Source organism: Serratia sp. JSRIV002, assembly GCF_019968725.1.
Lineage (GTDB): Bacteria > Pseudomonadota > Gammaproteobacteria > Enterobacterales > Enterobacteriaceae > Chania > Chania fonticola_B.
This window is the reverse complement of sequence record NZ_CP074143.1, coordinates 4,560,839-4,583,744: the sequence shown is the minus strand read 5'-3', so window position 1 is coordinate 4,583,744 and position 22,906 is coordinate 4,560,839. Positions and strand designations below refer to the sequence as shown.

General features: G+C 53.5%; 27 protein-coding genes and 1 other RNA gene. 4 read left to right on the top strand and 24 right to left on the bottom strand.

The features are described from left to right. Nucleotides 1-24 precede the first annotated feature (24 nt). The gene (locus KGP26_RS21585; RefSeq protein ID WP_223664594.1) at nt 25-480 is read left to right on the top strand and encodes a GNAT family N-acetyltransferase; all 456 of its coding nucleotides are present in this window, start codon (nt 25-27) and stop codon (nt 478-480) included. Nucleotides 481-526: 46 nt separating this feature from the next. Here the strand turns inward: KGP26_RS21585 and KGP26_RS21580 are convergent, their stop codons facing one another. From KGP26_RS21580 to KGP26_RS21510, 15 genes are all read right to left on the bottom strand, one after another. After that, on the bottom strand, nt 527-1,054 hold the full coding sequence (locus KGP26_RS21580; RefSeq protein ID WP_179249281.1) for a rhodanese family protein: 528 nt from the start codon (nt 1,052-1,054) through the stop codon (nt 527-529). A gap of 7 nt (nt 1,055-1,061) precedes the next feature. Then, nucleotides 1,062-1,364 (bottom strand): helix-turn-helix transcriptional regulator, encoded by a 303-nt coding sequence (locus KGP26_RS21575; protein ID WP_223664593.1) that lies wholly within the window; start codon nt 1,362-1,364, stop codon nt 1,062-1,064. Nucleotides 1,365-1,485: 121 nt separating this feature from the next. Further along, nucleotides 1,486-2,124 (bottom strand): LysE family transporter, encoded by a 639-nt coding sequence (locus tag KGP26_RS21570; RefSeq protein ID WP_223664592.1) that lies wholly within the window; start codon nt 2,122-2,124, stop codon nt 1,486-1,488. Between the two features lie 155 nt (nt 2,125-2,279). Then, a complete protein-coding gene (locus tag KGP26_RS21565; protein WP_218518999.1) occupies nt 2,280-2,849 on the bottom strand; it encodes a tyrosine-type DNA invertase in 570 nt (189 codons plus the stop codon). 272 nt (nt 2,850-3,121) lie between these two features. Continuing rightward, nucleotides 3,122-3,685 carry a helix-turn-helix transcriptional regulator gene (locus KGP26_RS21560; RefSeq protein WP_223536296.1) on the bottom strand — a complete coding sequence of 188 codons (564 nt, stop codon included), beginning with the start codon at nt 3,683-3,685 and terminating at the stop codon, nt 3,122-3,124. An 82-nt stretch (nt 3,686-3,767) separates the two neighbouring features. Continuing rightward, nucleotides 3,768-4,472, bottom strand: a complete 705-nt coding sequence (locus KGP26_RS21555; protein WP_223536293.1) for a response regulator transcription factor — start codon at nt 4,470-4,472, stop codon at nt 3,768-3,770. Then, nucleotides 4,469-5,089 carry a LuxR C-terminal-related transcriptional regulator gene (locus KGP26_RS21550; protein ID WP_223536290.1) on the bottom strand — a complete coding sequence of 207 codons (621 nt, stop codon included), beginning with the start codon at nt 5,087-5,089 and terminating at the stop codon, nt 4,469-4,471. Before KGP26_RS21550 ends, KGP26_RS21555 begins: the two co-directional genes overlap by 4 nt. 52 nt (nt 5,090-5,141) lie before the next feature. Then, a complete protein-coding gene (locus tag KGP26_RS21545; RefSeq protein ID WP_223536288.1) occupies nt 5,142-5,678 on the bottom strand; it encodes a fimbrial protein in 537 nt (178 codons plus the stop codon). A 30-nt stretch (nt 5,679-5,708) separates the two neighbouring features. Further along, on the bottom strand, nt 5,709-6,239 hold the full coding sequence (locus tag KGP26_RS21540; RefSeq protein WP_223498247.1) for a fimbrial protein: 531 nt from the start codon (nt 6,237-6,239) through the stop codon (nt 5,709-5,711). 34 nt (nt 6,240-6,273) lie between these two features. After that, nucleotides 6,274-7,290, bottom strand: a complete 1,017-nt coding sequence (locus KGP26_RS21535; RefSeq protein WP_223664591.1) for a fimbrial protein — start codon at nt 7,288-7,290, stop codon at nt 6,274-6,276. Nucleotides 7,291-7,342: 52 nt separating this feature from the next. Next, nucleotides 7,343-9,949 carry a fimbria/pilus outer membrane usher protein gene (locus KGP26_RS21530; RefSeq protein WP_223664590.1) on the bottom strand — a complete coding sequence of 869 codons (2,607 nt, stop codon included), beginning with the start codon at nt 9,947-9,949 and terminating at the stop codon, nt 7,343-7,345. 75 nt (nt 9,950-10,024) lie between these two features. Beyond that, nucleotides 10,025-10,711 carry a molecular chaperone gene (locus KGP26_RS21525; protein WP_223536283.1) on the bottom strand — a complete coding sequence of 229 codons (687 nt, stop codon included), beginning with the start codon at nt 10,709-10,711 and terminating at the stop codon, nt 10,025-10,027. Nucleotides 10,712-10,802: 91 nt separating this feature from the next. After that, nucleotides 10,803-11,324 carry a fimbrial protein gene (locus tag KGP26_RS21520; protein ID WP_218519007.1) on the bottom strand — a complete coding sequence of 174 codons (522 nt, stop codon included), beginning with the start codon at nt 11,322-11,324 and terminating at the stop codon, nt 10,803-10,805. 481 nt (nt 11,325-11,805) lie between these two features. Beyond that, a complete protein-coding gene (locus KGP26_RS21515) occupies nt 11,806-12,354 on the bottom strand; it encodes a tyrosine-type DNA invertase (RefSeq protein WP_218519008.1) in 549 nt (182 codons plus the stop codon). 221 nt (nt 12,355-12,575) lie between these two features. Next, entirely contained in the window at nt 12,576-13,592 is a 1,017-nt protein-coding gene (locus KGP26_RS21510; RefSeq protein WP_218519009.1) for a LysR family transcriptional regulator, read from the bottom strand. A gap of 135 nt (nt 13,593-13,727) precedes the next feature. On the opposite strand from KGP26_RS21510, the gene KGP26_RS21505 reads away from it, so the two are divergent. Then, the gene (locus KGP26_RS21505) at nt 13,728-14,075 is read left to right on the top strand and encodes a DUF6404 family protein (protein ID WP_218519010.1); all 348 of its coding nucleotides are present in this window, start codon (nt 13,728-13,730) and stop codon (nt 14,073-14,075) included. Nucleotides 14,076-14,127: 52 nt separating this feature from the next. Here KGP26_RS21505 and KGP26_RS21500 read toward each other — a convergent pair whose 3' ends face one another. The 7 genes from KGP26_RS21500 to smpB all read right to left on the bottom strand — a co-directional run bounded on the left by KGP26_RS21500 (nt 14,128) and on the right by smpB (nt 19,757). After that, nucleotides 14,128-14,385, bottom strand: coding sequence for a hypothetical protein (locus tag KGP26_RS21500; protein ID WP_209530198.1), 258 nt, complete (start codon nt 14,383-14,385; stop codon nt 14,128-14,130). Nucleotides 14,386-14,443: 58 nt separating this feature from the next. Continuing rightward, complete coding sequence (locus KGP26_RS21495) at nt 14,444-15,673, bottom strand: MFS transporter (protein ID WP_223664589.1); 1,230 nt, start codon at nt 15,671-15,673, stop codon at nt 14,444-14,446. 15 nt (nt 15,674-15,688) lie between these two features. Then, the gene (locus KGP26_RS21490; RefSeq protein ID WP_115160049.1) at nt 15,689-16,450 is read right to left on the bottom strand and encodes an ABC transporter ATP-binding protein; all 762 of its coding nucleotides are present in this window, start codon (nt 16,448-16,450) and stop codon (nt 15,689-15,691) included. Then, nucleotides 16,450-17,466, bottom strand: coding sequence for an iron ABC transporter permease (locus tag KGP26_RS21485; protein ID WP_223498240.1), 1,017 nt, complete (start codon nt 17,464-17,466; stop codon nt 16,450-16,452). The genes KGP26_RS21490 and KGP26_RS21485 overlap by 1 nt, the downstream gene beginning before the upstream one ends. Nucleotides 17,467-17,483: 17 nt before the next feature. After that, nucleotides 17,484-18,485 (bottom strand): ABC transporter substrate-binding protein, encoded by a 1,002-nt coding sequence (locus tag KGP26_RS21480; protein WP_223664588.1) that lies wholly within the window; start codon nt 18,483-18,485, stop codon nt 17,484-17,486. Nucleotides 18,486-18,862: 377 nt separating this feature from the next. Next, nucleotides 18,863-19,226: a transfer-messenger RNA gene (gene ssrA / locus KGP26_RS21475) on the bottom strand. A 48-nt stretch (nt 19,227-19,274) separates the two neighbouring features. Continuing rightward, on the bottom strand, nt 19,275-19,757 hold the full coding sequence (smpB, locus tag KGP26_RS21470; RefSeq protein WP_021178921.1) for an SsrA-binding protein SmpB: 483 nt from the start codon (nt 19,755-19,757) through the stop codon (nt 19,275-19,277). A 161-nt stretch (nt 19,758-19,918) separates the two neighbouring features. Between smpB and KGP26_RS21465 the strand changes: the two genes are divergently transcribed. Beyond that, nucleotides 19,919-20,353, top strand: a complete 435-nt coding sequence (locus KGP26_RS21465; protein ID WP_021178920.1) for a type II toxin-antitoxin system RatA family toxin — start codon at nt 19,919-19,921, stop codon at nt 20,351-20,353. Continuing rightward, nucleotides 20,346-20,630: an RnfH family protein gene (locus tag KGP26_RS21460; protein WP_021807674.1), complete on the top strand. Its 285-nt coding sequence runs from the start codon at nt 20,346-20,348 to the stop codon at nt 20,628-20,630. Before KGP26_RS21465 ends, KGP26_RS21460 begins: the two co-directional genes overlap by 8 nt. A 113-nt stretch (nt 20,631-20,743) precedes the next feature. Here KGP26_RS21460 and bamE read toward each other — a convergent pair whose 3' ends face one another. Together bamE and recN are read right to left on the bottom strand one after the other, a co-directional pair. Further along, complete coding sequence (gene bamE / locus KGP26_RS21455) at nt 20,744-21,082, bottom strand: outer membrane protein assembly factor BamE (protein WP_094982614.1); 339 nt, start codon at nt 21,080-21,082, stop codon at nt 20,744-20,746. A gap of 103 nt (nt 21,083-21,185) precedes the next feature. After that, nucleotides 21,186-22,847, bottom strand: a complete 1,662-nt coding sequence (gene recN, locus KGP26_RS21450; protein ID WP_059201559.1) for a DNA repair protein RecN — start codon at nt 22,845-22,847, stop codon at nt 21,186-21,188. Between the last annotated feature and the right edge of the window lie 59 nt (nt 22,848-22,906).

Below are 22,906 nucleotides of genomic sequence, written 5' to 3'. Positions count from 1 at the left end.
CCACAGAATAAATCAGGAGCTTGGGTGAATATTATTTCGGTGCGTCAGGAGCCAGCCTATCGCGATGTGGCTATCGATTATTTCCAGCGTCAGTGGGCATCGCCAGAGACCATGATGCTGTATCAAGACTCGATAACCCGTTGTATCGATGCGGTAAACCCGCTGCCGCAGTGGTATTTGTTGCTGGATGGGGAAACCGTTGTGGGTTGCGCGGGTTTGATTACCAATGACTTTATCAGCCGTATGGAGCTGTATCCGTGGCTATGTGCATTGTACGTCGATGAGCAGTATCGCGGGCAGGGATGCGGCGCATTGTTGGTCAACCACGTAGCCAAGGCCGCAGGCGAACTGGGATTTCCCCGTTTGCATCTGTGTACCGACCATGTGGGTTATTACGAGAAATTGGGGTTCAGCTTTGATGGGCTTGGTTATCACCCGTGGGGTGAGTCGTCACGGGTCTATTCGTTGGATCTTGCTTAACCTTGATGTTGGGGGCGCAGCGGCGCCCCTAAGGTTGGGCATCTCGCTATTTGGGTTGGTTCCAAGGCATTTTGGCCAACAGCGTCGCCATCCCGCAAAATCCGCTGATACCGGCAAATAGCAATCCAGCACCGACAAAGCCGGACAACAGGAAGAACAGGGGAGAGATTACATACCCCAAGATTGTCCCAGCCAGAATAAGGGAGCCAGCAGCAATCTGCACCTGTCGCATGAGGGGAAGTGGCTGGTTGTTACCCTTGATGACAGCCAATCCCTGTTGCTTCCAGCCGTTGATACCGCCTTCAAGCAGATAAACCTTGGCAGGCGTTGCGGCCCCTGCCAATAGCGCTGCGTTTTCTGCCGTACGGCGGCCAGACTGACAGTGAAAAATCACCACATCCTGTTCACTAACGGCCTGCGGTTTGCCACCTTTCTCAATATCAGTCAGCGACAGCAAGCTGGCTTGGGCAATATGCTCGTGGGCATACTCATCCTTTCCGCGAATATCCAGCAACCGTGCTCCCTGCATGATTAATTTTTGCGCTTGCTGGGCAGTTATCGTTTCTATGTTCATGGTGTCCTCAGGGGCAATAGATGGCTTTTAGCGTGCTGATGACCTGCTGCACGGCGTTATTTTTAATTGAGTAGTTGATGCGCTGCCGATCGCGGGTGCTTTCAATCAGCCCTTCCTCGCGCATCTTGGCCAGATGCTGTGAGGTCGCTGATGGACTAAGCCCGGTAGCTAGCGCCAGCTCACCGGCACTGGTGCCTGGCGTGTCCACCAACATACAAAGGATCAACAGGCGGCGGGGGTTGCTCATGGCTTTGAGCAACGTCGCGGCGGCATTGGCGCTGGCAAGCAGCGAGGCGTTTTCGTCAGTCATTAGTTGTTTTAGTATTTGCTAAATTTAGTAAATGCTAAAGTAATTGACGGGAAAATGCACGTGTTTTTTCAAGCGTCAGACAAAGGCCAAACTTGGGTTCATTCACAACGATATATACCGGCTATAGGGAGCGGCGCGTGAGGCCTTCGTAAATCAGCTTAATGGCGAAAGCCCCAATCACCACACCGATCGCTCGGCTGGCTACCCGTTGCATGCTGACATAGGTGCGCCGTACTGCTGGCAAGGAAAATGCCTGGCTGAGAAAAACGCGCCAGATAACCGAACTGAGCACTATTCCCAGCCAGGCACTCAGTTTGGCCCAGGTGGGCGTATTGGCGCTCAGGGTTACGGAGAAGATGCTGATGAAAAACAGCACCGTCTGCGGATTAGAGAGGTCGGTGATCAGGCCACGGTGGAAGAAGACATACCAAGGCGCACTGAGCGGTTGTTGCAGCGCAGGGGAGTGTGGCGGTGCCTGCTTATTGATACTCTTATAGGCAAACCATAGAAGATATAACCCACCGATGACCTTGATGAACGAGAAGACCCCCTCGCATTGGGTGATCAACGTTGCCATGCCAAACAGGCCCAGCCCGGAATAAAGGGCGTCACCCAGCGCTACGCCAAGCCCGGTGAGCATGCCTGCTCGGCTGCCGGAAGCCAGGCTGGTTTGCACCACGACGAACAGGTTGGCGCCAGGATTGAAAAACGTTAACACAAACAGGCCGATCGTCAGGGTGATTGCATTTAGTGGATCCATCTCGGCTATCATCGGAAACTAGATATATCATTTTTATATCCTGCTGAATGATTTTTGGCGGCACTTGTCCACCAGGGTTGATAGACTGGGTAAGAAGTTTGATTATTTACTTTGCGTCTTAAACTATTGTCTATTCCATTGCGGAATAAAATCGATTACAAAGCCGCTTGCTGCTCAACGTCAAAGGTAATACTGTTAAAGCGCGCCATATTGGTTGCCGTATACAGCACGGTATGCTGGATATTACGGTGCCCCAGGTAATCCTGGATCAGTCGCGTATCTTTCCCCTTATCTGCCAGGGAGTAGCCACAGGCATGGCGCAACATATGTGGGTGGGCCTTAACGTTTAGCTTGGCGGCAATGCCGTACTTCTTAATCAATTCATAGAATTGCTGGCGGGAGAGTGGGTTGCCATGTTGGGACAAAAATAACCAAGGCGTGTCGTTATTGAGCCAGCCTTGACGCTTTTCCAACCATAAGGCCAGGGCTTCCAGTTCACATTTCTGTAAAGGGTGTGTGGTGGATAACCCACTTTTCAGGCGGGAGATATAAATATACTCATCCTGAATATCAGACAGCTTAAGGTGACATAATTCACTGGCCCTTAAACCATGAAAATAACACATCATAATCAAGCAGCGATCGCGATGATAATTCAGCCCCTGAGGCACGGCATTAATCATGGCTTCTACTTCACTTGCCAGCAGGTATTTTCTCTGTGTCATTTGTTTATTCCCAGTAAGGTATTCTGAATGCCTCGTTAAGGCGTGAGACAGAATCTACAGAGAAATCTTAGATGAGGATACGCACGATTCATAAAATCCACTTTTACGAATCAATAAAGTTCATTTAAAACAATGAGCTATAAGTCAGATGATGATTATTCTGGTAGAACCAGGATTTTACTGCTGTTGGTTAGGGGATAACGTTGGCGATTGGGGGAGGGGAGGAACAGCCTGGGTCGAACGTAAGGTCGCCCCAGGTTGATCTATGCGTGTCACAGCGGAGCCAGGCCCTGGAAGATCTTGCCGAAGATCAGCACCGAGCGTGCATTCAGGTGGTTCAGCCCCAGCTTTTTCAACGCACTCAGCTTGTGCGAGAAGATCGTCTTCACCGAGAGGTTCAGCTCCCGTGAAATCCGGTGCGGTGTCTTCCCACCGGCCAGCGACCCCATGATGCTGATTTCCCGTGCCGTCAGGAACGACAGGTCTTTGAGGTGGGCGCAGCCCGCCCCGACACACAACGGCAGGTTGGCCAGCGGCATCTTCTTCGACAGCACCCCCTGCGACCATTGAGTGATGTTGTTCAGCGTCCGGGCGGAGGCGTTATCCATTATCAGCAGCGCCCGGGCTCCCTGACGGCGTGCCCAGACCAGCAGCAGGGTCAGCATTTCCGTCTGTTCCACTGCCAGCAGCAGCGTATCGTCGCTGGTCAACGTAGGGAGAACCCCGGTGTCGTCTGCCTCATCGAGGGGGATAAGGGTGATAGGTCGGTTCAGGCCATGGAAAATGGCTTCGACGCCCAGGGAAAAATAGTAATCATCGGTAGCCAGATAAATCATGGACACATCCTGTGTGAGATTAGTGTGTAGTCACTGTCAACCCCGTGACGGTGGGGATAAATCCAGTCCTGACGGCGGGGGGCTACGGCACGCAGGGCGGGGACTGTCTGACAAACTGCTGTCCGTTATCCAGGCCGCAGGTCTGTTCATCGAGGTTTTTCACCCGGGCAAACAGAGCGATTTCATTGTCGACCTGCAGCTTGTACATCAGGTGCCGTTTATGGGTGCTGATCGTTTTCACACTGCGGTGCAGATGCGCGGCAATCTGCGTCACGCTGTATCCGGCATGCAGCAGCGCGAACACCTGCAGCTCCCCCCCGGTCAGCCGGGCCAGTGCGGGTACTGGCGGCGACTGCGGCAGCAGCCGCGGGCTGATGAGCGGTGTGCCCGCCAGTATCTGGCGCAACTGCGGGCCCAGTTCGGCCTGCGGCGTTTGCAAGGCCAGCGCAGAGAGCGCGGGTTGCCGGGATAGTGCGAGCCACTGCGGGTGTGACAGTTCCTCGGTGATGACCACCAACGGACTGTTGCCGAGAATACTCTGCAGCCACACCAGCCAGTCGGCGCCGTAGGCCACGCTATGTTCATCATCGCTCAGGTCGCTCACCACCAGGTCGGCGGTCGTCAGGCCGGGCTGACGGCCCAGGTCACTGAAGGAGTCAACGCTCTGAAAGCGAAAGTCCGGCAACTGCTCGCTGAGCAGGCACAGCAGTCCCTGACGAACCAGCGGGCAGGCGTGCATCAGGATCCCCTGTTTGCTGGTGGTTGGTGCGCGGGTATCCGGGGTCATAACCGGACCTCGTCGGCCATCAACTGGCCGCCCAGTACCTGCAGTTCGCCACGGCTGACCATGTTGAGCTTGCCGAGCAACGCCTGCTTGTGGGCGCTGATGGTGCGGATGTCCTTGCGCATCAACTGGGCCACCCGGGTGACGCTCTTGCCGGTCAACAGGGCCTGGGCAACCCGGCACTCCTGATGGGTCAGCCGAACGGGGTGAAAGACCGGGCGATGGGGCAGCAGGTAATGGGCCAGATCTGCTGCGTCCAGCGGCCCGCGGAACAGCGTGTTGACGCCGAAGGCCTGCAGCAAATCCTCCAGGTGGGGCAGGTCCTTGCGCAGGTAGGCGGCGATGTGTGCTTGCTTCGAGCTGCGCAGGATGAGGGACAGTTGCTGCAACAGGGGCAGCACCTCGGAACGGTGGCCGACGGCGCTGAGCAGTATTGCGTCCACCTGATGGCGTTGGGCGGTTTCAGCCAGCCGGTCGGTGTCGTGCAGACGTATCAGCGAGACGCGGTGGCCCAGCTGGGTGCGCAGCATTTGCTGGATCCCCAACCAGGGAATGTCGTAGGGCTCCAGCACCAGCAGGGTGCGCACAGGTACGCCGGTATTCTCCATTAGAAAAGACATGCTTCCCTCTCTTTGTGGTGTAGGTTGCCCACCGAGGCAGGCCCCCTGATGATTACTGGTAGGTGAAGTTCACCAGGACGCTGCTGGACACCTGTCCGGCCTGGGCACCGCCGGTGGGCGTATACAGGCGGGCCGCCAGTGGGAAGGTGGCGGTGCCGGTCAGCGTGTCGACGGTGACGTCCATGGTGCTGCCGGTGGAGAGCACGGCCGTGTGGTCGCTATCCTTAGCCATCTGCACCGCCATGTTGGGGGCCGCAGTGGCCACCGGTTCGGTGTTGGCAAACAGTGTGGCATCGGTGCCGTTCGGGGTGCCGGTATAGGTGGCCTTGACCGTGGTGGTACCGGCCGGGCAGTTGGTCAGGTTGAGGGTAAAACTCTTCCAGGTTCCGGCATCATTGGCGAACTGGAAGCGGGTTCTGCCCAGGGTGCCGAGGTCGATCGTCTGTCCTGCCGCCAGCACCGGGCTGACGGTACAGGAAGAGGCGATGACTTTGCCGGTGATGTTGACATCAGTGGCCTGCGCCTTCGTGCCCGGCAGGACAGCGAGGGCGGACAGCAACATGTTGAGCATAAAGACACGTTTAAACATGAGTGGCTCTCCTGCCAGGGGTTAACGCAATCAGTTGTAGGTGAAGTTCATCAGCACCACGGTAGTGATGTTGCCGACGGTGCCGCCGCCTGGGGTGCTGTACGGACGGGCCTGAAGGTCGAAGGTGGCGTTGCGGCTGGCGTCGACGTTGACGGTCATGGTGCTGTTCTTGCCCTTGTCGGCGACGGTGCCGGAGCGGTTCTGCACCTGGACGGCGACGTTGGTGGCATAACCGGTGCCGGTGGTGTTGGCGTACTTGTTGGCATCGGCACCGTCGGCGGTACCGTCAAAGGTGGCCTTGACGGAGGTGGTGCCCGCCGGGCAGTTGCTCAGGGTGACGTCAAAGGTCTTCCAGGTGCCGTAGGAGTTGGCCGGGTTCAGGGTGGCGGCGGTCACATCGGGCATGGTAACTGTGTAAGCACCGCTGTTGTCGACGGTACAGGCAGCAGCAATAACTTTGCCGGTAATGGTTACGGTAACCGGTGCTGCACTTGCCATCATGCTGACGAATAAAGTGGCGCTAGCAATAGCGATTGAAATTCCATTTTTTTTGATAAACATAGTTATCTCCTGATACGTTTTAGGGGGAATTAAATCAGTTGTAATACGCTGTTATTGTTACCGCCGTACTAAATGTTCCCAAGGCTGGGGTACTATTTTGCCAAACCATTTCGGCAAGGTAAGGAACAGAGGCACTATTGACGATGGTTAAATCTGCAAGATCTTCAACGTCCGAATATTGGATATAATTGCCGGTGGTCAGGTTTTTTATTTTTACGCCAACGCCGGCAAGCACATTGAGCGTATTGGCATCCAGTCGGTTGGTTGGCGAACCGTATGATGCGGTTAGCTTAAATGGATCGTTACAACTCTTGGTAATGTTAACGGTAAAGTTACTACTTGCGGCTACCGTATTGGCTGAAGCCGACGTTGCGGCTACCGTGCCAAAATCTATCGAACTCGGCGAAACAGAAATAGCGGCCTCACAGGCGGTAAAACGGATCCCTTGCATATTCGTGGTCGAATAGCGATAGTTTGAGTTGGGGGTGATGTTTAATCCGCCAACGCCGTCCAGTTGAAAGACTGCCAAGGTGTTTGGCCCAGAATAATTACTGCCACTGGGTGTTCCATATTTATTAATATAGATATAGTAGCTAATGGTAAAGGTCGTTGACGTGATTGGTTTACACACCGCCTCGGTGTTGAAGCATTCAGGGACTCTGACGCCTGGTACAGCCAATTTTGAGGCGCTGAAAATATTGGGTACGTCAGTGCCATTAAAATTCATGCCAACGCGAATGCCTGCGCCTAAAGAGGCTGATGCAGGGTTAAAATAAGCATACGGAGATTCCGTTGTACCACCGAAATCCTTCCAGCACGTTATAGTCATCGTTCTGTTTTCTGAACGCCATATCAGTGTGCCATTCGGTGCGGTAATGGGTACAGCTACGCTCCCTATGTTCTCAACGAATGAAAATGACTGGTCGCTCGCATTCACGCACTTGAGTGCATAGGCATTCTCCATCGTTAATACCGATAGACAAAGCAAGAGTAACATCCGCAGCATTATTGACCAGCTTCGCTTTTTGTTAATTGAAAATAAAACATTCATTTTCATACCTTTAAATAATGTACTGTTGTCAAAAGGGCTAACTATTTAGCGGCTACCGGCATTGTCCGTTTATAGCAGCTATACCCTGGACACCGTTTGGTAGACTGTAATCCACGCGGCACTGTTCATCCGCGCCGTTGCCCCATTGCACCTTCAGTTGCCCACTCTGCGCCAGCCCGGTCAGGTATACCTGACCCGCGTCCCCGACGATAAAGCCTTCGGCGTCCTTGCTGTTCCCCGCCGACACGATGGCCCCGAACGGGACCGGCTTGCCGCCCTGATAGATCAGCGTCATCAACACCCGGTTGCCCACGCTGGTCTGGTAACGGGCTCTGACGACGGCACCGCGCGTTGGAATAACCGTCTGGGTGGTAATCGCCACGTCGGTGTTGTCGGCGAAGGTCTCGGTGTTCAGCGTTACGTCATTTTTACGGTATGGGCTGGCATACGGCACCACCGCATAGCCGCGGAAGTCGGTTTTCACCCCGGTCTGCCCCTGAACGCTGACGCTCTTCGCGTCCGGTGCGGCCACCAGTACCAAGGTTTCACCCAACGGTTGACCCAGGGTCACACCGTTCTCGTGGGCCAGAATGCCCCCCTGCACGCCGTAGTTCACGCGCTGGCTGTTCTTGTCATACGAATACCCCCCGTTGAGCTCCCCGTAGGTTGCCCGCCAGTCGGCATTGGCACTGCCACTGTTGCCCTGGCCTTTCGTGCCGTAACCTTGCTGTACGCTCCAGCTCAGGTTGTTGTCGTCCAGTACCGTGCCACCTACGCTCACGCTGTTGGTGGTGTTGCCGTTCTTGCTGCTGTTGGCCATGTAGTTGACGTAGGTCGGGTGCTTACCCCCGAACAGCCGGTTCAACGGTATGCTCAGGCTGAGGGCAAACTGCTGGTCCTTGTCGTAGATACGCCCGCGGTTGCCGCCGCCAATGCTGCTATCGCCCATGCTGTTTCCGTAGGCCGCCTGCGAGTTGCGGTTGTAGGTGTAGCTCAGTCCGTAGCTGATGCCGTTCCACGAGTTGTTGTAACTGGCACTGTACGATTCCATGCGCCGCTCGGTATCCCAGTAATCCTCCCGTGCCGCCGTCAGCCCCAGGTTGCCGCCGCCCTGCCACAGGTCCTGTGACAAGGTCAGCTCCGCCCGGTTGCGTCGGCGCTCCTGCATCGGCGTATTGTTGCCGCTGGTGTAGGTGTCCAGCACCTCCTGCATGCCCCAGTAGCCACTGGTCGCATAGCGGTAACCCGCCACTGAGAAGTTGGTGCCGGTCTGCACGAAGTTCTTGCTGTAGCGCACGCGCCATGACTGGCCGCTCTCTTTCTCCTGGTCTTTCTGCTTCGACCAGGCCTGGGTCACGTCGACGGACATCGCCCCGAAGTCCCCCAGGTTCTTGCCGACCCCGGCCACCAGCGACTGGTACTTGCTGCTGAACTGGCCGCCGCCGTAAATCGTGAAGCCCGCTGGCAGGCCGTAAATCACCGTACCTTCGCTCAGCGGAGTCTTGTCCACGCTGTTGTCGTAGGAGCGGTAGACCCCGGTAGTGGCCGAGTATTTCAGCCGTCCTTCACGCTGCAACACCGGCAGGGAGGCAAACGGAATGACCAGTTGCTGTTCGCTGCCGTCGGATTCCTTGATGGTGACGTTCAGGTCACCGGAGCCACCGGACGGGTACATGTCGGTGATTTCAAAGCTGCCCGGCGACACGTAGGTCTGGTAAATCACGTAGCCGTTCTGGCGGATAGTCACCTGCGCGTTGCTGCGGGCGATCCCGCGCACCACTGGCGCATAGCCGCGCAGGCTTTCCGGCACCATCTCGTCGTCGGAGGCCAGCTGGGCCCCGCGGAACGGAATGCTGTCAAACACGTCGGCCGCGGTGGTGGTATCCCCGGCGGTAAACTGACTCTTCAGTGCGATGATGTCGCGCTGGGCGTAGGTATAGACCGTGTCCCACTTGTCGATGGTCTGCCCATCCTGGCCGCTGCTGCTGGAGCGGTTCCAGGTGGTGTAGTTGCGCAGCCGCCAGGGCCCGATATTCACGCCGGGACGCAGGTTGACGTACTGGCTGTTGCTGTCATCGCCACGCCCGTTTTTGGCGTAGTTGTTGGCCCCGGTGACGCTGTAGTTGAGCAGCACCGCCGGAATCCCCTCATCCCACAGCTTCGGGTCGACCCAGCCGCGGGCGGCGTTGTTCACGGACGACTGCGGGAAACTCAGTAACAACTGCTGGCGGGCAAAGCGAAAATCGCTGCTGGCCTGGGGAATGGCCGCCAGGTTGGCGCAGGCGCTGCCCGGTGCACCGAGTTCCGGGAACTTTTTGGTCAGCAGGCCCCAACTGGTGAGGTCGTCGACCGGGATGCAGGGCTGCAGGGTCTCGTTGCCCTTGGCGTCCTTGCCCTGGCGGAACTCGACGTTGCGGGTTTCCATTTTTTCATTGTTGAGGAACACGTCCACCCGGTAGGTGCCGGGCATCTGGCCGCCCTTGTCCTCAAAGGAGGTCAGGTCGACGGCCTTTTGACCGGGGTTGCCGAGTTCAAGCAGGGCGGGGTTGAAGTAGTCCCGCGCTTGGGCTGTCATCATTGTCCCGGTCATCAGCGCCATCTGGGCTGCTACAAAGCAGGCCACCTGGCTCAGGCGCACTCGGGGTTTATTATTATTCATTCTTCACTACTCCTTGCGTGCGGGAGAATTGCGCCCTCCCGCTCCTGAATGTCCATGCTCCGCATCAACATGCTGTTAGTGCCCCGGGGTGTGCTCTGCGCCGGTACCGCCGTAGTCACTGATGAGTTTCCAACTGACCGGGCCACTGACGCCGGCCGGGAGAGTAAAGGTGGCCTGGCCCATCGGCAGTACGTAGGTGATGTCCTTGAGTTCACGGCCACCCACCTTGATTTGCTGGAAGTTCATGACGAACGGCGTCGGGTTGGTGACGGTCAGCTGGGCTCCGCTCTGTGACCAGGTCAGCTTGCTGGTCACCTCTTCCGGCGTGCCCTTGATGCCCTGCGGGCGGTAAAGCAGCTTGATGCGGGTCTTGACGGCAATCTGCAGGGTGTTGGCCCCTTCCTTCTTGCTACCTGCCGGGATGGACTTGATATTCAGCCAGTAGAGCGACTCGCGGTCTTCAGGCAGGCTGCCGCCGGTGCGCACGATACGCAGCAGGTTCTGCTGGTTACCGTCGAGGCGAAACAACGGAGGCGTGATAATAAAGGGGGCTTTCTCAGCGCCACCGTTTTGGGTCTCCGCCCAGGACTGGATGAGATAGGGGTTGATGTCAGTGTTGGTGACGCTCAGTGAAGCCTCCTTCTTGCCGCCGTTGTAAATCAGGCGGGTGCCGCCGACGGTAACGCCGCCGATTTCGGCCGCCTGCGCCAGCGCGCCGGTCAGCAAGAGAGGCAGGCAAAGGGTTTTTAACCAGGTGTTCATAACAATTCAAAGCTCCGAAAAAAGATGGGCCGACCGAAGCCGGCCCGTGGGGATGCCTTCCCAACCAGGACGTGGTGGGAGGGACAGCCGATTAGTTGTAAATGATGGTGAAGTTGCTGGTTGAGTTAGCCGGGCCAGCGGTCACGCTTGCTGCTGTGGAGTAGTAACGTGCCACGAAGTCCAGGTTGTTGGCACCCGGGACCAGCGCATAGGATGAAGACGCGGTGTACAATGGCACAACAACGTTGGCTTTATCCGTCAACTGGATCCCCACGTTGGTGGCCACGCCAGCTTCCTGCGTCAGAGCCAGGATGCTGCCTTCGTTGGCGTCTGCGGTGCCATCAAACTTCACTTTTGCCGAGGTCATGGTGGCCGGGCAGTTGGTCAGCGCGATGGTGAACTTGGTCGGTGCTGCAGTAGACCCGATGGTGGTGAACGCTTTGCTGGATACGGTGCCCAGCGTTACGGTCAGCGGGTTACTCATGTCGTTTACCACGGTGCAGGCGTCGTCAGTGATGGCGCCAACAAAGTTGATTTTGCCGTCAGCCGCGAAAGCAGAAGCAGACAGAACACCGGCGGTCATCAGAGCAGCAACAAGCAGATTCTTTTTCATGTAAAACTTCCTTTTGGGTCGAGATGCGCGCATCTCATTAATAATTATGCGTTTCTACGCATGTTTTCCTTGGTTGTTCGGGTTACGAAGTGAGCAGATAACTGTTCATTTTGTTCCAATTTGACCAGTTTGGTGGTTACCACTGGTTTTCCATCGGATGAGGGGTTTTCCTGGAGTTTTTACGGTGTTTTTGCGTTTCTGAGTGGTTTTTTATTCCGATAATTTGTTTAACAAACTCGACATGCGATTTTTTTTATTGTTAAAAGATTTGCTAAGTTCTGTTGGAATAAAAAGAAGGATTTTTAGGAGTTAAAAATAATCTATTGAATTTGTTGAGTTAAATGAATGGAAACAGCGAAGAATGTAGGGTTATTGACAAGAAAATTATTACTCTTTAGTATCGTGGTCAGTTTGGAACAATATGTCCATAGAATCACAAATTATTACATTCCTTCCGAGTGGTTTTCCTACTAGTTATTGATTACCAGGCACGCAGAAAGCGTTGGGCGTTGGTCGCGGTATAAAGCACGGTGTGTTGAATATTACGGTGCCCCAGATAATCCTGGATCAACCGCGTATCCATACCTCTATCTGCCAGAGCGAAACCACAGGCGTGGCGTAACATGTGGGGGTGTGCATCCACTTCTAATCCTGCACGGCGGCTGCAATCACGCAATATGTCATAAATTCGCTGGCGTGAAAGCCGGTTGCCTTTTTGCGATAAAAACAACCACTCACTGGCGGCATATTTATGCCGAGAGCGTACGTTCATCCAGCCGATAAGCGCCTTAAGTTCAACTTCATACAGAGGATGGATAGTAGAAAGGCCGTTCTTTAAACGGTGGACATATATGCGGTTATTGGGGAGGTCGATATCCGACAGGCGCCAGCTGTTGATCTCGCTGACCCGACACCCGTGGATAAAGCACATCCAGATTAAACAGTAATCTCTCTCCGGGTCAGAGCCTTGTTTGGTGGCCTCCAGCAGGCGTTCCACTTCAGATAGGGTAAGATATTTGCGATTTGTCATTGTGACCTCTCAATTAGTCATAGTATGCATATAGCCATATCCTTATTAATGAAAAACATACATTGTTATCGGCAGGTTCCATTCCGTAGTTTTTGAGTATAAACAATAAACTGGAAGTAATACAGTCAATATCAAATATAGAACGTTGAGACACTCGATATAACCCCTTGGAGCTCGGGGTTATACCACTAGTGTTCTTCGATCTAATGATGTTGATGAAATTATCCTAGCTCAGATAAAAAGTTGATTATTTTTTGTAGCAAAGGATTGTTCTTTTCTGAACGATGAATGTGCGTATAGTAACCAACGGTATGTTTAATGGGGAAATCATGCTCCACCACGCGTAAACCGAACCTTTCACACACCCAAGGTGCCAATGCGGAGGGTATCATTGTAACCAGCTCTCTTTTTGCCGTTTGCAGCAGGATAGTAATAATGGATGATGAGCGGAAGTTGCGGAATAATAGATCTTCATCATTATGCTGAATACCGGGTATTTCCTTACCCAGTTTTTCTTCCGAATAGATAAAGCCTAATAGTGACTCTTGACGAAATTGTTCTAACGTCACCGATTGTTTGATGCGGGGATGATCTTTCGCGCAAACCATCGTCATCCCCCCATAGAAAATGGGATAACAGAGCAACGATCGGTCGTTCGACAATGCCGTGCCGATATCGAGATCGATCTGCTTTCTGCGCAGGCGTTCTATTCGCACTGTGGGATCCTGAGAAACTGCAAGGACATCCCAACCCGCCCCATTACAAAATTCCGGGGCGTCCAAAAATTTGTCCACCAGAAACAAGTCCAACAGCGGGACAGTGGCAATACGTAGTTTTTGCACACGGCTTGGCAACAAGGCATCAGCCTGGAGTTTCTCTGCTTCGTCAAACAGATTGAGCGCTGGCTGATAAAATTTGTATAGCTCCAGTGCTAAAGCTGTCGGCATCATGCCATTGCCTTGCCTGAAAAACAGCGTGTTATTATGGTGCTTGCGTAGTTTATTTAGCGCGATACTGACCGCGGAGATGCTGGTTTTAAGGTTCATTGCGGCGGCAGAAACTGAACCTGCGTCGATCACCTCGCAAAGAATACGGGCAAGGTTGAGGTCTAGTTTTGTCTGCACGGTGACTTTCCCAAAGGTAAATATTATCATTACAGTATAGCTGATTGTTTTGAAAGTGCTTTTTACTCTTTTAGTTAATTTTTTTAGAACGGGTGAGATATTAATTGTTAGCATAACACTTACCGATAATTAAGTTTACTTAAGGTGGCTAGATATCCAGATGGTAAATAAAAATATTCCTCCACTGGTTTTCAAACATGTTTCTACCTGATAAAAAAGAAGACCTGTTTCCAGTGAAGGGATTCGACGATGACGTTTCAAGAGAAGAAAGAACGGGCATTAGCGTTGATGGCAGAGAAAAAAATGTGGCGTAGCAATTATGCGCCACCGCTCCTGCGCCTGTTGTGGAAGTTAGGCGTCCAGATCCCTCCGCCGCCGTTTATGCCGTTCTGGCAGAATGTGCTGTGCTTCGGTGGCTTTTTTGGTTCTGCATGGGGTCTGTTCATGTGGTTTACGATTTGGAAAAGCCAATGCTACAGCGTATTGGTGGCGCTGCAGACAAGCTTGCTGGCTGGGGTATTGTTTGGCTTCTTAATGGCGTTATTTCACTATTGGCGAAAACGGGTAAACAAGCTGCCGGACTGGGGCAGTCTTTAATTGGTGAGTGGGGGCAAAAGTCATTCACCTGGGCCCCCAGCAAGCTGTGCTGTCAGCCTTTCGGCAATAAAGCACCAATCAGTGAGGTAAACACGCCCCCAGTGGTAAAGGCATGCGCTGTTTTGTATTCCTCACCCTTAATGTCTTTAAATCTGGCAAGGGCCGCTTGCGGGGAGGTGGCTTGCAACTCTTCAAATTGCTTGGCATAGCCTTTATCTAACAGGTGCTTTTGATTATCTGCGAAATCAGGTACAGAGTTATCCAGTACCACAATCTGCTCGCCCTTCACGAAAAAACTGTAAATCACCATAGTATCTTCCTTAAGTTAGTGTCACGACGATCCCAGGATCGGATGAGTGTTGTGTGGTCTATTTTCGCATAGGGCGACAAATCACAACCATTGCTATTGCGCTGCAAAATGGGAAAAATGCCAGGTGTAGCCAAGGGAAAATGGCTTCATAGGAAGGAATCAATGCGGCGTCAAGCTGATTGCCAAGCAAGAAATTTCCCGCCAGTACCGCACACCCTCCGGCTGAGGCAAGCGCACCATAGTGTGCGCCCAACGTCGATTCGTTAGCAAACCATGGGATCAAGTCTTTCACTGAAGGCACCAGCAGCATTTGCCCCAGGGTCAATAACGTCACAAAACTGGCCGCAGGTAAAAGCCGGTATCCGTTTTCTGGCGGAGGGGTAGAAGCAAACAGCGCGACGCTAAGAAATGAGACGGAAATAAGCAGAAAACCCACGGGCAGGATGCGCGCAGCCCCGATGTGACGAGCAAAGCGTGCAAGCGGTAACTGTAGGGCAATAATCAGCAGCGATGCCAGCATAAACAACGGGCCAAGATCTTTTTCGCTGCCGCCGGCACGTTGGATCTCCACCGGCAGCGCAAAATATAACTGGTTATAACTTAACAGCCACGAGCTATAGGCGATAATAAAAGCGACAAACCGTGGTTTACGGAATGTCGTCCACCACGGAAGGATGTTTAGTGTCTGTTTTCTGACATTCGTAGCTGGAAGGCAGAAAAACAACACCACCAGTGCTATCACGAAGATACCCGCCCCCGCCAGTGCAACCTGACGAAAACCCAACCCTGTCAATAATGCTCCTGCCACCGGCCCCAGTACAGCCCCCAGCTCTCCGCAAACCGCAAACAACGCAAACCATTCCGCCCGGCTGCGTTTCCCCTGCAATTCGCTTTGCGTTCCAGCCTTTGCCAGTAACGCTTCGATTGATGGAGAGAACAGGGCACCGCCGATGCCTGTAAGACAGGCACCAATGATAATCGGAGATAGTGACTCGCCAAGAGCCAGTAGCAGGTAGCCTGCCACACGGATCATGCAGCCGCAGAGGATAATGATACGTGCGCCGTAGCGATCGGATAATGCGCCGCCAACAATAAACATGCCTTGCTGAGAAAACGTTCGCAAACCTAATATCAACCCGATGAGTCCGCCGGACAGCATCATGTCGTCGCGTAAAAACACGGCCAGAAACGGCACAACGGCGTAAAAGCCAATATTAAAAACAAACTGGCTGCCCAGTAATACAGGCGGCCAGACCTGAGTCACTGACCGCATAATTGGCAAAGGCATGCTAATAACCCGGTATTAAGCGATGTAGTGGATATGTTTTTTTCCGTGGAAGGGCGAAATTTCAATCTTGGTCTCTACTTTGAATACATCCCAAAGCAGAGACTCTGTGAGGATCTCCTGCGGGCTACCAGCGGCGACGATCTGCCCTTGTTGCATTACAATCAACGAGTCGCAGAACATGGAGGCGTGGTTGAGATCGTGAATAGCCACAATGCTGGTCACTGGCAGTTCGCTGACGAGTTTCATCAACTGTATCTGATGACGGATATCCAGATGGTTGGTCGGTTCATCCAGGAGGATCTCCGTCGGCGATTGTGCAAGAGCTCGTGCAATGTGAACACGCTGGCGTTCGCCACCCGATAAACTCTGCCACCCCTGTTCACTCTTGCCGAGCATATCCACGCGCTGGAGCGCGGCGGTGACAGTATCGTCATCCTGCGCGGTCCAATTGGAAAATGGAGAGTGATGGGGAATTCGCCCCAGTTTGACCACGTCGACAACGCGCATATTGGCCTCGGTCATGCCGTGCTGTTCCACAAAGGCCACCCGACGCGCCAACTGCTTTTTGGTTATCTGAGCGATATTTTGCCCGTCCAGCGTGACGGTACCTGAGTGGGGGCGCCGTAATCCAGCGAGGATCCGCAGCAGTGATGACTTTCCGCAGCCATTAGGGCCTAGTAATCCGACGGTTTCACCACTCGAAACGCTCAGCGAGACGTTGTTGACGATGATTTTTTTACCCACACTCCAGGTAATATTTTCAGCGGCGATACTCATCACTTATTCCTTGAGCGGTAGATGATAACGGCAAAGAACGGCACGCCAACCAGCGCGGTGACCACGCCGACCGGAAGACTTTGCGGGGCTATCAGTAAGCGCGAAGCTATATCGGCCAGCACCATCAAGATGGCACCTGCCAATGCGCAAGTGATAAGTAACCTGCGGTGCAATGGCCCAAAAAAGAAGCGCATGACATGCGGAACGACCAAGCCCACAAAGCCAATGGAACCAGCCATGCTGACGATGGTTGCTGTGATCAGCGCAGTGATGGTGAACAGGAGCAGGCGGACCCAGGGCACGGCGATGCCCAGCGAGGCGGCTGCATCATCGCCAAAAGTAAAAGCATCCAACGCTCGAGAATAGTAAAGGCACACTGCAAGCCCTACCAACACGACTACCAGCACCAGTTGAAATTCTGGCCATCTGACGCCGCTGAAACTGCCCAACAACCAGAACATCACGTCACGCGCCTGCTGCGCGCTAGCGGATGTGCTGATGGTGTAAGCGGTAATCGCGTTGAAGAGCTGGGACGCAGCAACGCCCGCCAGAATGGTGCGCTCATTGCCTCCACGTGCGCCATTGGTCAAAAAGGCGACAAAGGCAAAGGCGGCAAATGCCCCCGCAAATGCCCCGGCGGAGAGCGACACGGCGCCGGTGCCGATGCCCAATACAACCACTGACACCGCGCCGGTTGAAGCGCCTGCAGAAACGCCAAGCACGTAAGGCTCTGCCAGCGCATTTTTCAGCAGACTTTGCAGCACCGCACCGCATATGGCCAACCCGGCACCGCAGCAAGCCGCAACAAGCGCACGGCTCAGGCGAAAGTCCCAAATCACACTTTCGTAAATGCGGCTAAGGGGCACTTCTGTCAGCCCGAGTTTATTGCTTATGGCATAGAACACGCTTCGCAGCGGGATAGAAAGCTCACCCACGCTAACGCCAATCGCGATCACCAGCACTAGCAACACCGCTGAAAAAACAGTCGACGCGGCTAGCAGAAACGTCTGTTTCATCGGTTGCGCCACTGCTGTCATTTATCTAGCCCAAGATTTCTGAGCTGTTCGCCAACTTGTTCTGCACCATAGAGGGTACGAATCGTTGGGTTCATTGCCTGGCCGTCCATCACGACGATGTGGCCTTTTTTCACCGCATCTAATTGACTAACAGCAGGATCGGTTTTGAGAAATTTAATCTTTTCTTCTGCGTTATCGAGCGCCCAGCGATTTCGGTCAAGGCTTGAAACCACTATCACATTGGGGTTGGCGGCAATGATGCTTTCCCAACCGACGGTTGGCCACTCAGTCTCTGAGGTGATGGCGTTATGGCCGCCTAACAGATTAGCGATAAAACCGGAGGCGCTGTTCTTGCCGCCGACATAGGCGTCAGAGGAGGGGGAAGAGCTAGAGAACCAGAAGACAAACGAAAGATCCTGGTTGTTTTTTCCGAACTCCCGGCGAAGGTTTGCTTCGCGTTGTTTAAAATCGGCAATTAACGCCTGGCCGCGATCTTCGACGTTGAAGATTTTGGCAAAGTCTGCAATCTCTTGATAAAGGAAGGTCGTGTCCCACAGTTTTTGGCGGCTACCGTACATATCGCCAATGTCTTTTTTGGTTGCACACATACCAGGAGACATGTAGCTATTCACGCCAACGGTGGCGAGATCTTCGCGCTTGGCGACTTTACTTTCTGGGCCGAGCAGTAAAGGCAGTTGTGCGGGAACAAAATCAGGGTTTTGCGCAAGAATGGATTCCAACGTTGGTATTTCTACCGTCAGCGTTTTGATTTTCTCATTCTGTTCAGCCAGTTGCGGCAGCACTTTAGTCGGCCAAAACGCACTGGCGACTATCTTGTCCTGCAATCCCAATAGCAGCAGAATCTCGACGGTATTTTGTCCCAGTGCGACGACGCGCTCGGGGGCTTTGGTAAACGTCTCTTTATAGCCACAATTCTCAATGGTTAGAGGATACGTGGTTGCCAAAGCAGAGCTGGCCGAGGCGAGCACCATTCCTAACGCACAGATGACCTTTTTCATTTATCACTACTCTTAGCGGGATGAGTTTTGACTGCGGAAACGCAATGATAATGAAAATTATTTATTATGCGATAAAAATTTACTGCTTAACCCATGGAAAACCACGCATTAAATACCTATCAAGACTAGGGATTATGCGGAGAAAAAAACGTCAAGTAGGTGATGACGCAGTGGGTAACTGTTTAACCTGATTTTGGCTCAGCATCAGCCCAAGGTTGTTAAGAGGTGATGTTGGTATCCTTAGCAAATGAAAACAATATTAACTCACTGATTTTATTTTAAATAATTGAATTTAAAACACAAAAAAGCCCGCAATGTGAATTGCGGGCTTTTTCGTTACTGTCGCCGGGTCTATCTGGTATCACTGGCGACCTATTTGGTGGAGCTGGGGGGATTTGAACCCCCGTCCGAAATTACTACACCGTCGGCACTACATGCTTAGTCCAATCTTTACATTCGCCGGTCAGCTGCGGATGGACACGCCACTAACAAACTAGCCTGATTAGATTTAGCACTTCAGCCCCAGGCAGGACTTCCATGCGATCTCTTTTGGGTTTGACCTCTCTTTATCCCCGTCTTAAGAGCGGAAGCTAGGGAGAGAGGGCTCTAAGCAGGGTATTAAGCTGCTAGTGCGTAGTTTTCGTCGTTTGCGACTATTTTTTTGCGGCTTTTTACGAGGCAAACCGCCCCTCGGCATGCTCCTAGGGCTTCGCAAATCCCGTCGAATCCAGAATCAGCCCCAAGTACTTTGTGCAGTATAACAGAAGATTACCCTGTTAAGCCAGCGGCTTAACGATTGGCATGCTTCATGATACGGGCTTTCGCCGTCTGCCACTCACGATCTTTGATGTCATCGCGCTTATCGTGTTCTTTCTTACCTTTGGCTACGCCAATCTTCACCTTGCTCCAGGCATTTTTCCAATACATGGAGAGGGCGACGACGGTATAACCATCGCGGGTAACGCGGCCGATCAGTGAGTCTAGCTCACGTTTTTTCAGCAGGAGTTTACGGGAACGTGTTGGATCGCATACCACATGAGTTGAAGCGACGTTCAGCGGCGAAATGGTGGCGCCAAACAGATAGGCTTCACCGTCGCGGAACATCACATAACTGTCGCTGATGTTAGCTTTGCCAGCACGCAGTGATTTTACTTCCCAACCTTGCAGGGCCAAACCCGCCTCGATCTCCTCTTCGATGGAGTATTCGAAACGTGCTCGCTTGTTTTGTGCAATGGTCGCGGAACCGGGTTTGTATGCTTTTTTCTTTGTCATAGTGCGCTCATTATACTGGATGACGCAGCGAAAGAAATCCTTTCCCACTCAGCACCTGCGCAATTTCTCGCATTTTGGATCCGTGCCGCGCGTAGCAGATTTTTTGTTTGGCGCCAGATAAATGGTATTATCTGTACGTTTTTTGCCTCTCAGGAAATGATATGCCCCAGATCAGTCGATCTGCATTAGTGCCATTCAGCGCTGAGCAGATGTATCAGTTGGTTAACGATGTTCATTCTTACCCCGATTTTCTGCCAGGATGCACCGGCAGCCGGGTGATTGCCGCTTCCCCAAATGAAATGACCGCCGCGGTAGAGGTGGCAAAAGCCGGCATCAGCAAAACCTTTACCACGCGCAATACGCTGCTGGATAACCAAAGCATCAATATGCAGCTGGTCGATGGCCCGTTCCGCAAGCTGATGGGCGGCTGGCAGTTCACGGCTTTAAGCCCCGAGGCGTGCAAGGTAGAGCTGCATCTGGATTTTGAGTTCACCAACAAACTGATCGAGCTGGCCTTCGGTAAAGTGTTTAAAGAACTGGCCGGTAGCATGGTGCAAGCGTTCACTCAGCGCGCCAAAGAGGTCTACAGTGTCTGAGATACGCGTTGAGGTGGTCTATGCGTTGCCAGAACGCCAGTATGTGCGCCAGGTTAAGTTGGCAGCAGGCAGCAGCGTTGAGCAGGCCATCCTGGCTTCTGGGCTGTTAGATCTACGGAGCGATATCGATTTGGCCAGCAACAAGGTGGGTATTTACAGCCGACCGGCCAAGCTGAGCGATGTGCTCAATGATGGCGACAGGGTAGAGATTTACCGGCCATTGATTGCCGATCCGAAAGAACTGCGCCGTCAGCGGGCGGAAAAGGCAAAAAAATAAGGCGCTGAATGCGCCTTATCTTCATCAGAACGTTGTCTTCCGAGTTGCAGCCTGCGACTGTCATGAAGGATTTCACTCTTCCCCCATGGGCCGGATGACAGCTCCGGCTCGGCTTACTCGGTCAGTGCCGGTTTATTCTGCAGATCCGTCAACACGCCAGCGCTGTCGAACGTCAACGTCAGCGTTTGCTGCGTGATCTTCTCATGGCCTGGCTCTTGGCGGAACACGTAGAACCACGTCTGGGTACCAAACGGATCCTGCATCATTGGCGTGCCCAATGTGTAAGCAACCTGTTGTTGCGTCATTCCCTTGTGGATTTTTGCCACGTCGGTTGGTGTCAGGTAGTTACCCTGGTTGATATCAGGCCGGTAAACCACCTTCTCAAAAGTAGAACAGCCTGCGGTCAGCATCACAAGAACCACAGCGGCAGCTGTCAGTATTTTACAGCGCATAATAATCACATTCCTTTAGGGCATAGGATGCCGATGATAATAGACCTTGCAGCAGTTGGGAACCTTTACAGGGCCTCATTATGACCTCAGGAAAGTAAAAAAGTTATGCGGCCAGCAATTCTTTTGCGTTTGCCAGCGTATTTTTAGTGACTTCACTGCCGCCGAGCAGGCGCGCCAGCTCTTGCAGACGGGCACGTTTGTCCAAGGGGGACATCTGGGTTTCAGTTTCCGTGCCGTCGGTTTGCTTACTGACAAATAAATGCTGATGACCGCAACCGGCGACCTGTGGCAGGTGGGTCACGCACATAACCTGGGTTGATTCACCCAACTGACGCAGCAGGCGGCCAACAATGGCGGCCGTTGGGCCACTGATGCCTACGTCTACCTCATCGAAGATCAGCGCCGGGGTTTCCATTTTACGGGCGGTAATGACCTGGATGGCTAACGCGATGCGGGAAAGCTCACCGCCGGAGGCCACTTTTGCCAACGGCTGCAGCGGTTGCCCCGGGTTGGTGGAGACGCAGAACTCAACGCGGCTGGCCCCCTCGCTGCTCAGGTATTCCGGTTCAAAGCGGACGTCGATATTAAATTTGCCGTGCGGCATCGAGAGCGCATTCATGCTTTCGGTGATCAGGGTAGTTAACTCGGCTGCATAGTGCTGCCGCTTCTGGTGCAACTGCTCAGCCAGCGCCAGCGCCTGTTGATGATGCAGGTTGACCGCTTCGCTCAGGTGTTGCTGATCGCTGGCCTGTTGGGAAAGCAGCTGTTGCTCATCCAGCAGTTGTTGATGCAGGCCGGGTAATTCTTCCGGTGAAACATGGTGCTTTCGTGCCAGGCTGATTTGGCGCGACAGGCGCTGTTCCAGCTCATGCAGGCGGTTGGGATCGAGATCCATGCGGTCTGCGTAATGGCGCAGTTCATCGCTGGCTTCGCTGATTTGGATCGAGGCTTCTTCCAGCATGTCCAGCAGGCCGCTTAGCTTCTCATCCATACCGATCAGGTCCATCAGCAGGTGCTTGGTGGTGTAGAGCTGGCTGAGCATGTTGTGTTGTTCGTCATCGGCCAGCAGTTGCAGGGCCTGCTGGCTGAGGGTCAGCAACTGGCCGCTGTTGGCCAGACGCTTGTATTCGCTGTCGATCTGCTCAAATTCACCGGCCTGTGGGGCGAATTCGTTCAGTTCTTTCAACTGGTATTGCAGCAGTTGCTTGCGGGCATCGCGCTCGAGAGATTGCTGCTGATGGTGCGCCAGTTCGCGGCAGCTTTGATGCCATTGGTGGTAAGCCTGGTGCATGGCGGCCTGCAAGGCCGGCTCGCCAGCATAGGCATCCAGCAACTGTTTTTGGTGTTCGGGTTTTAGCAGCAATTGGTGAGCATGCTGGCCGTGGATCTGGATCAGGCGCTGACCAAGCTCCCGTAATTGGGAAAGGGGAACGGCGGTGCCGTTGATAAAGCCACGGGAGCGGCCATCTGTCCCGATCACGCGGCGCAGCAGGCACTCGTTGCTGTCATCCAGCTGGTTTTGTTCCAGCCATTCGCGGGCGGATGGGGTATCTGCCAGTGAGAAGCGGGCACAGATATCGGCACGGGAGGCCCCCAGACGTACCACGTTGCCGTCGGCGCGATTGCCGAGGCACAGGCCTAACGCATCAATAGCAATCGACTTACCGGCACCGGTCTCACCGGTGATTGCCGTCATACCCGCTTGAAAGTCGATCTCCAACTCACGAACGATAGCAAAATTGCTGATGGTTAATTGCGCCAACATAGGGACCTTCCTGTGTATAAACACATAACTGTGATTTCATACAGTATAAACTGGTTTTA

Coding starts and splice junctions, on each gene's coding strand:
- KGP26_RS21580 (WP_179249281.1), bottom strand. CDS start 1,054: ATGAACATAGAAACGATAACTGCCCAGCAAGCGCAAAAATTAATCATG.
- KGP26_RS21575 (WP_223664593.1), bottom strand. CDS start 1,364: ATGACTGACGAAAACGCCTCGCTGCTTGCCAGCGCCAATGCCGCCGCG.
- KGP26_RS21570 (WP_223664592.1), bottom strand. CDS start 2,124: ATGGATCCACTAAATGCAATCACCCTGACGATCGGCCTGTTTGTGTTA.
- KGP26_RS21565 (WP_218518999.1), bottom strand. CDS start 2,849: ATGACACAGAGAAAATACCTGCTGGCAAGTGAAGTAGAAGCCATGATT.
- KGP26_RS21560 (WP_223536296.1), bottom strand. CDS start 3,685: ATGATTTATCTGGCTACCGATGATTACTATTTTTCCCTGGGCGTCGAA.
- KGP26_RS21555 (WP_223536293.1), bottom strand. CDS start 4,472: ATGACCCCGGATACCCGCGCACCAACCACCAGCAAACAGGGGATCCTG.
- KGP26_RS21550 (WP_223536290.1), bottom strand. CDS start 5,089: ATGTCTTTTCTAATGGAGAATACCGGCGTACCTGTGCGCACCCTGCTG.
- KGP26_RS21545 (WP_223536288.1), bottom strand. CDS start 5,678: ATGTTTAAACGTGTCTTTATGCTCAACATGTTGCTGTCCGCCCTCGCT.
- KGP26_RS21540 (WP_223498247.1), bottom strand. CDS start 6,239: ATGTTTATCAAAAAAAATGGAATTTCAATCGCTATTGCTAGCGCCACT.
- KGP26_RS21535 (WP_223664591.1), bottom strand. CDS start 7,290: ATGAATGTTTTATTTTCAATTAACAAAAAGCGAAGCTGGTCAATAATG.
- KGP26_RS21530 (WP_223664590.1), bottom strand. CDS start 9,949: ATGAATAATAATAAACCCCGAGTGCGCCTGAGCCAGGTGGCCTGCTTT.
- KGP26_RS21525 (WP_223536283.1), bottom strand. CDS start 10,711: ATGAACACCTGGTTAAAAACCCTTTGCCTGCCTCTCTTGCTGACCGGC.
- KGP26_RS21520 (WP_218519007.1), bottom strand. CDS start 11,324: ATGAAAAAGAATCTGCTTGTTGCTGCTCTGATGACCGCCGGTGTTCTG.
- KGP26_RS21515 (WP_218519008.1), bottom strand. CDS start 12,354: ATGACAAATCGCAAATATCTTACCCTATCTGAAGTGGAACGCCTGCTG.
- KGP26_RS21510 (WP_218519009.1), bottom strand. CDS start 13,592: ATGCTAACAATTAATATCTCACCCGTTCTAAAAAAATTAACTAAAAGA.
- KGP26_RS21505 (WP_218519010.1), top strand. CDS start 13,728: ATGACGTTTCAAGAGAAGAAAGAACGGGCATTAGCGTTGATGGCAGAG.
- KGP26_RS21500 (WP_209530198.1), bottom strand. CDS start 14,385: ATGGTGATTTACAGTTTTTTCGTGAAGGGCGAGCAGATTGTGGTACTG.
- KGP26_RS21495 (WP_223664589.1), bottom strand. CDS start 15,673: ATGCCTTTGCCAATTATGCGGTCAGTGACTCAGGTCTGGCCGCCTGTA.
- KGP26_RS21490 (WP_115160049.1), bottom strand. CDS start 16,450: ATGAGTATCGCCGCTGAAAATATTACCTGGAGTGTGGGTAAAAAAATC.
- KGP26_RS21485 (WP_223498240.1), bottom strand. CDS start 17,466: ATGAAACAGACGTTTCTGCTAGCCGCGTCGACTGTTTTTTCAGCGGTG.
- KGP26_RS21480 (WP_223664588.1), bottom strand. CDS start 18,485: ATGAAAAAGGTCATCTGTGCGTTAGGAATGGTGCTCGCCTCGGCCAGC.
- smpB (WP_021178921.1), bottom strand. CDS start 19,757: ATGACAAAGAAAAAAGCATACAAACCCGGTTCCGCGACCATTGCACAA.
- KGP26_RS21465 (WP_021178920.1), top strand. CDS start 19,919: ATGCCCCAGATCAGTCGATCTGCATTAGTGCCATTCAGCGCTGAGCAG.
- bamE (WP_094982614.1), bottom strand. CDS start 21,082: ATGCGCTGTAAAATACTGACAGCTGCCGCTGTGGTTCTTGTGATGCTG.
- recN (WP_059201559.1), bottom strand. CDS start 22,847: ATGTTGGCGCAATTAACCATCAGCAATTTTGCTATCGTTCGTGAGTTG.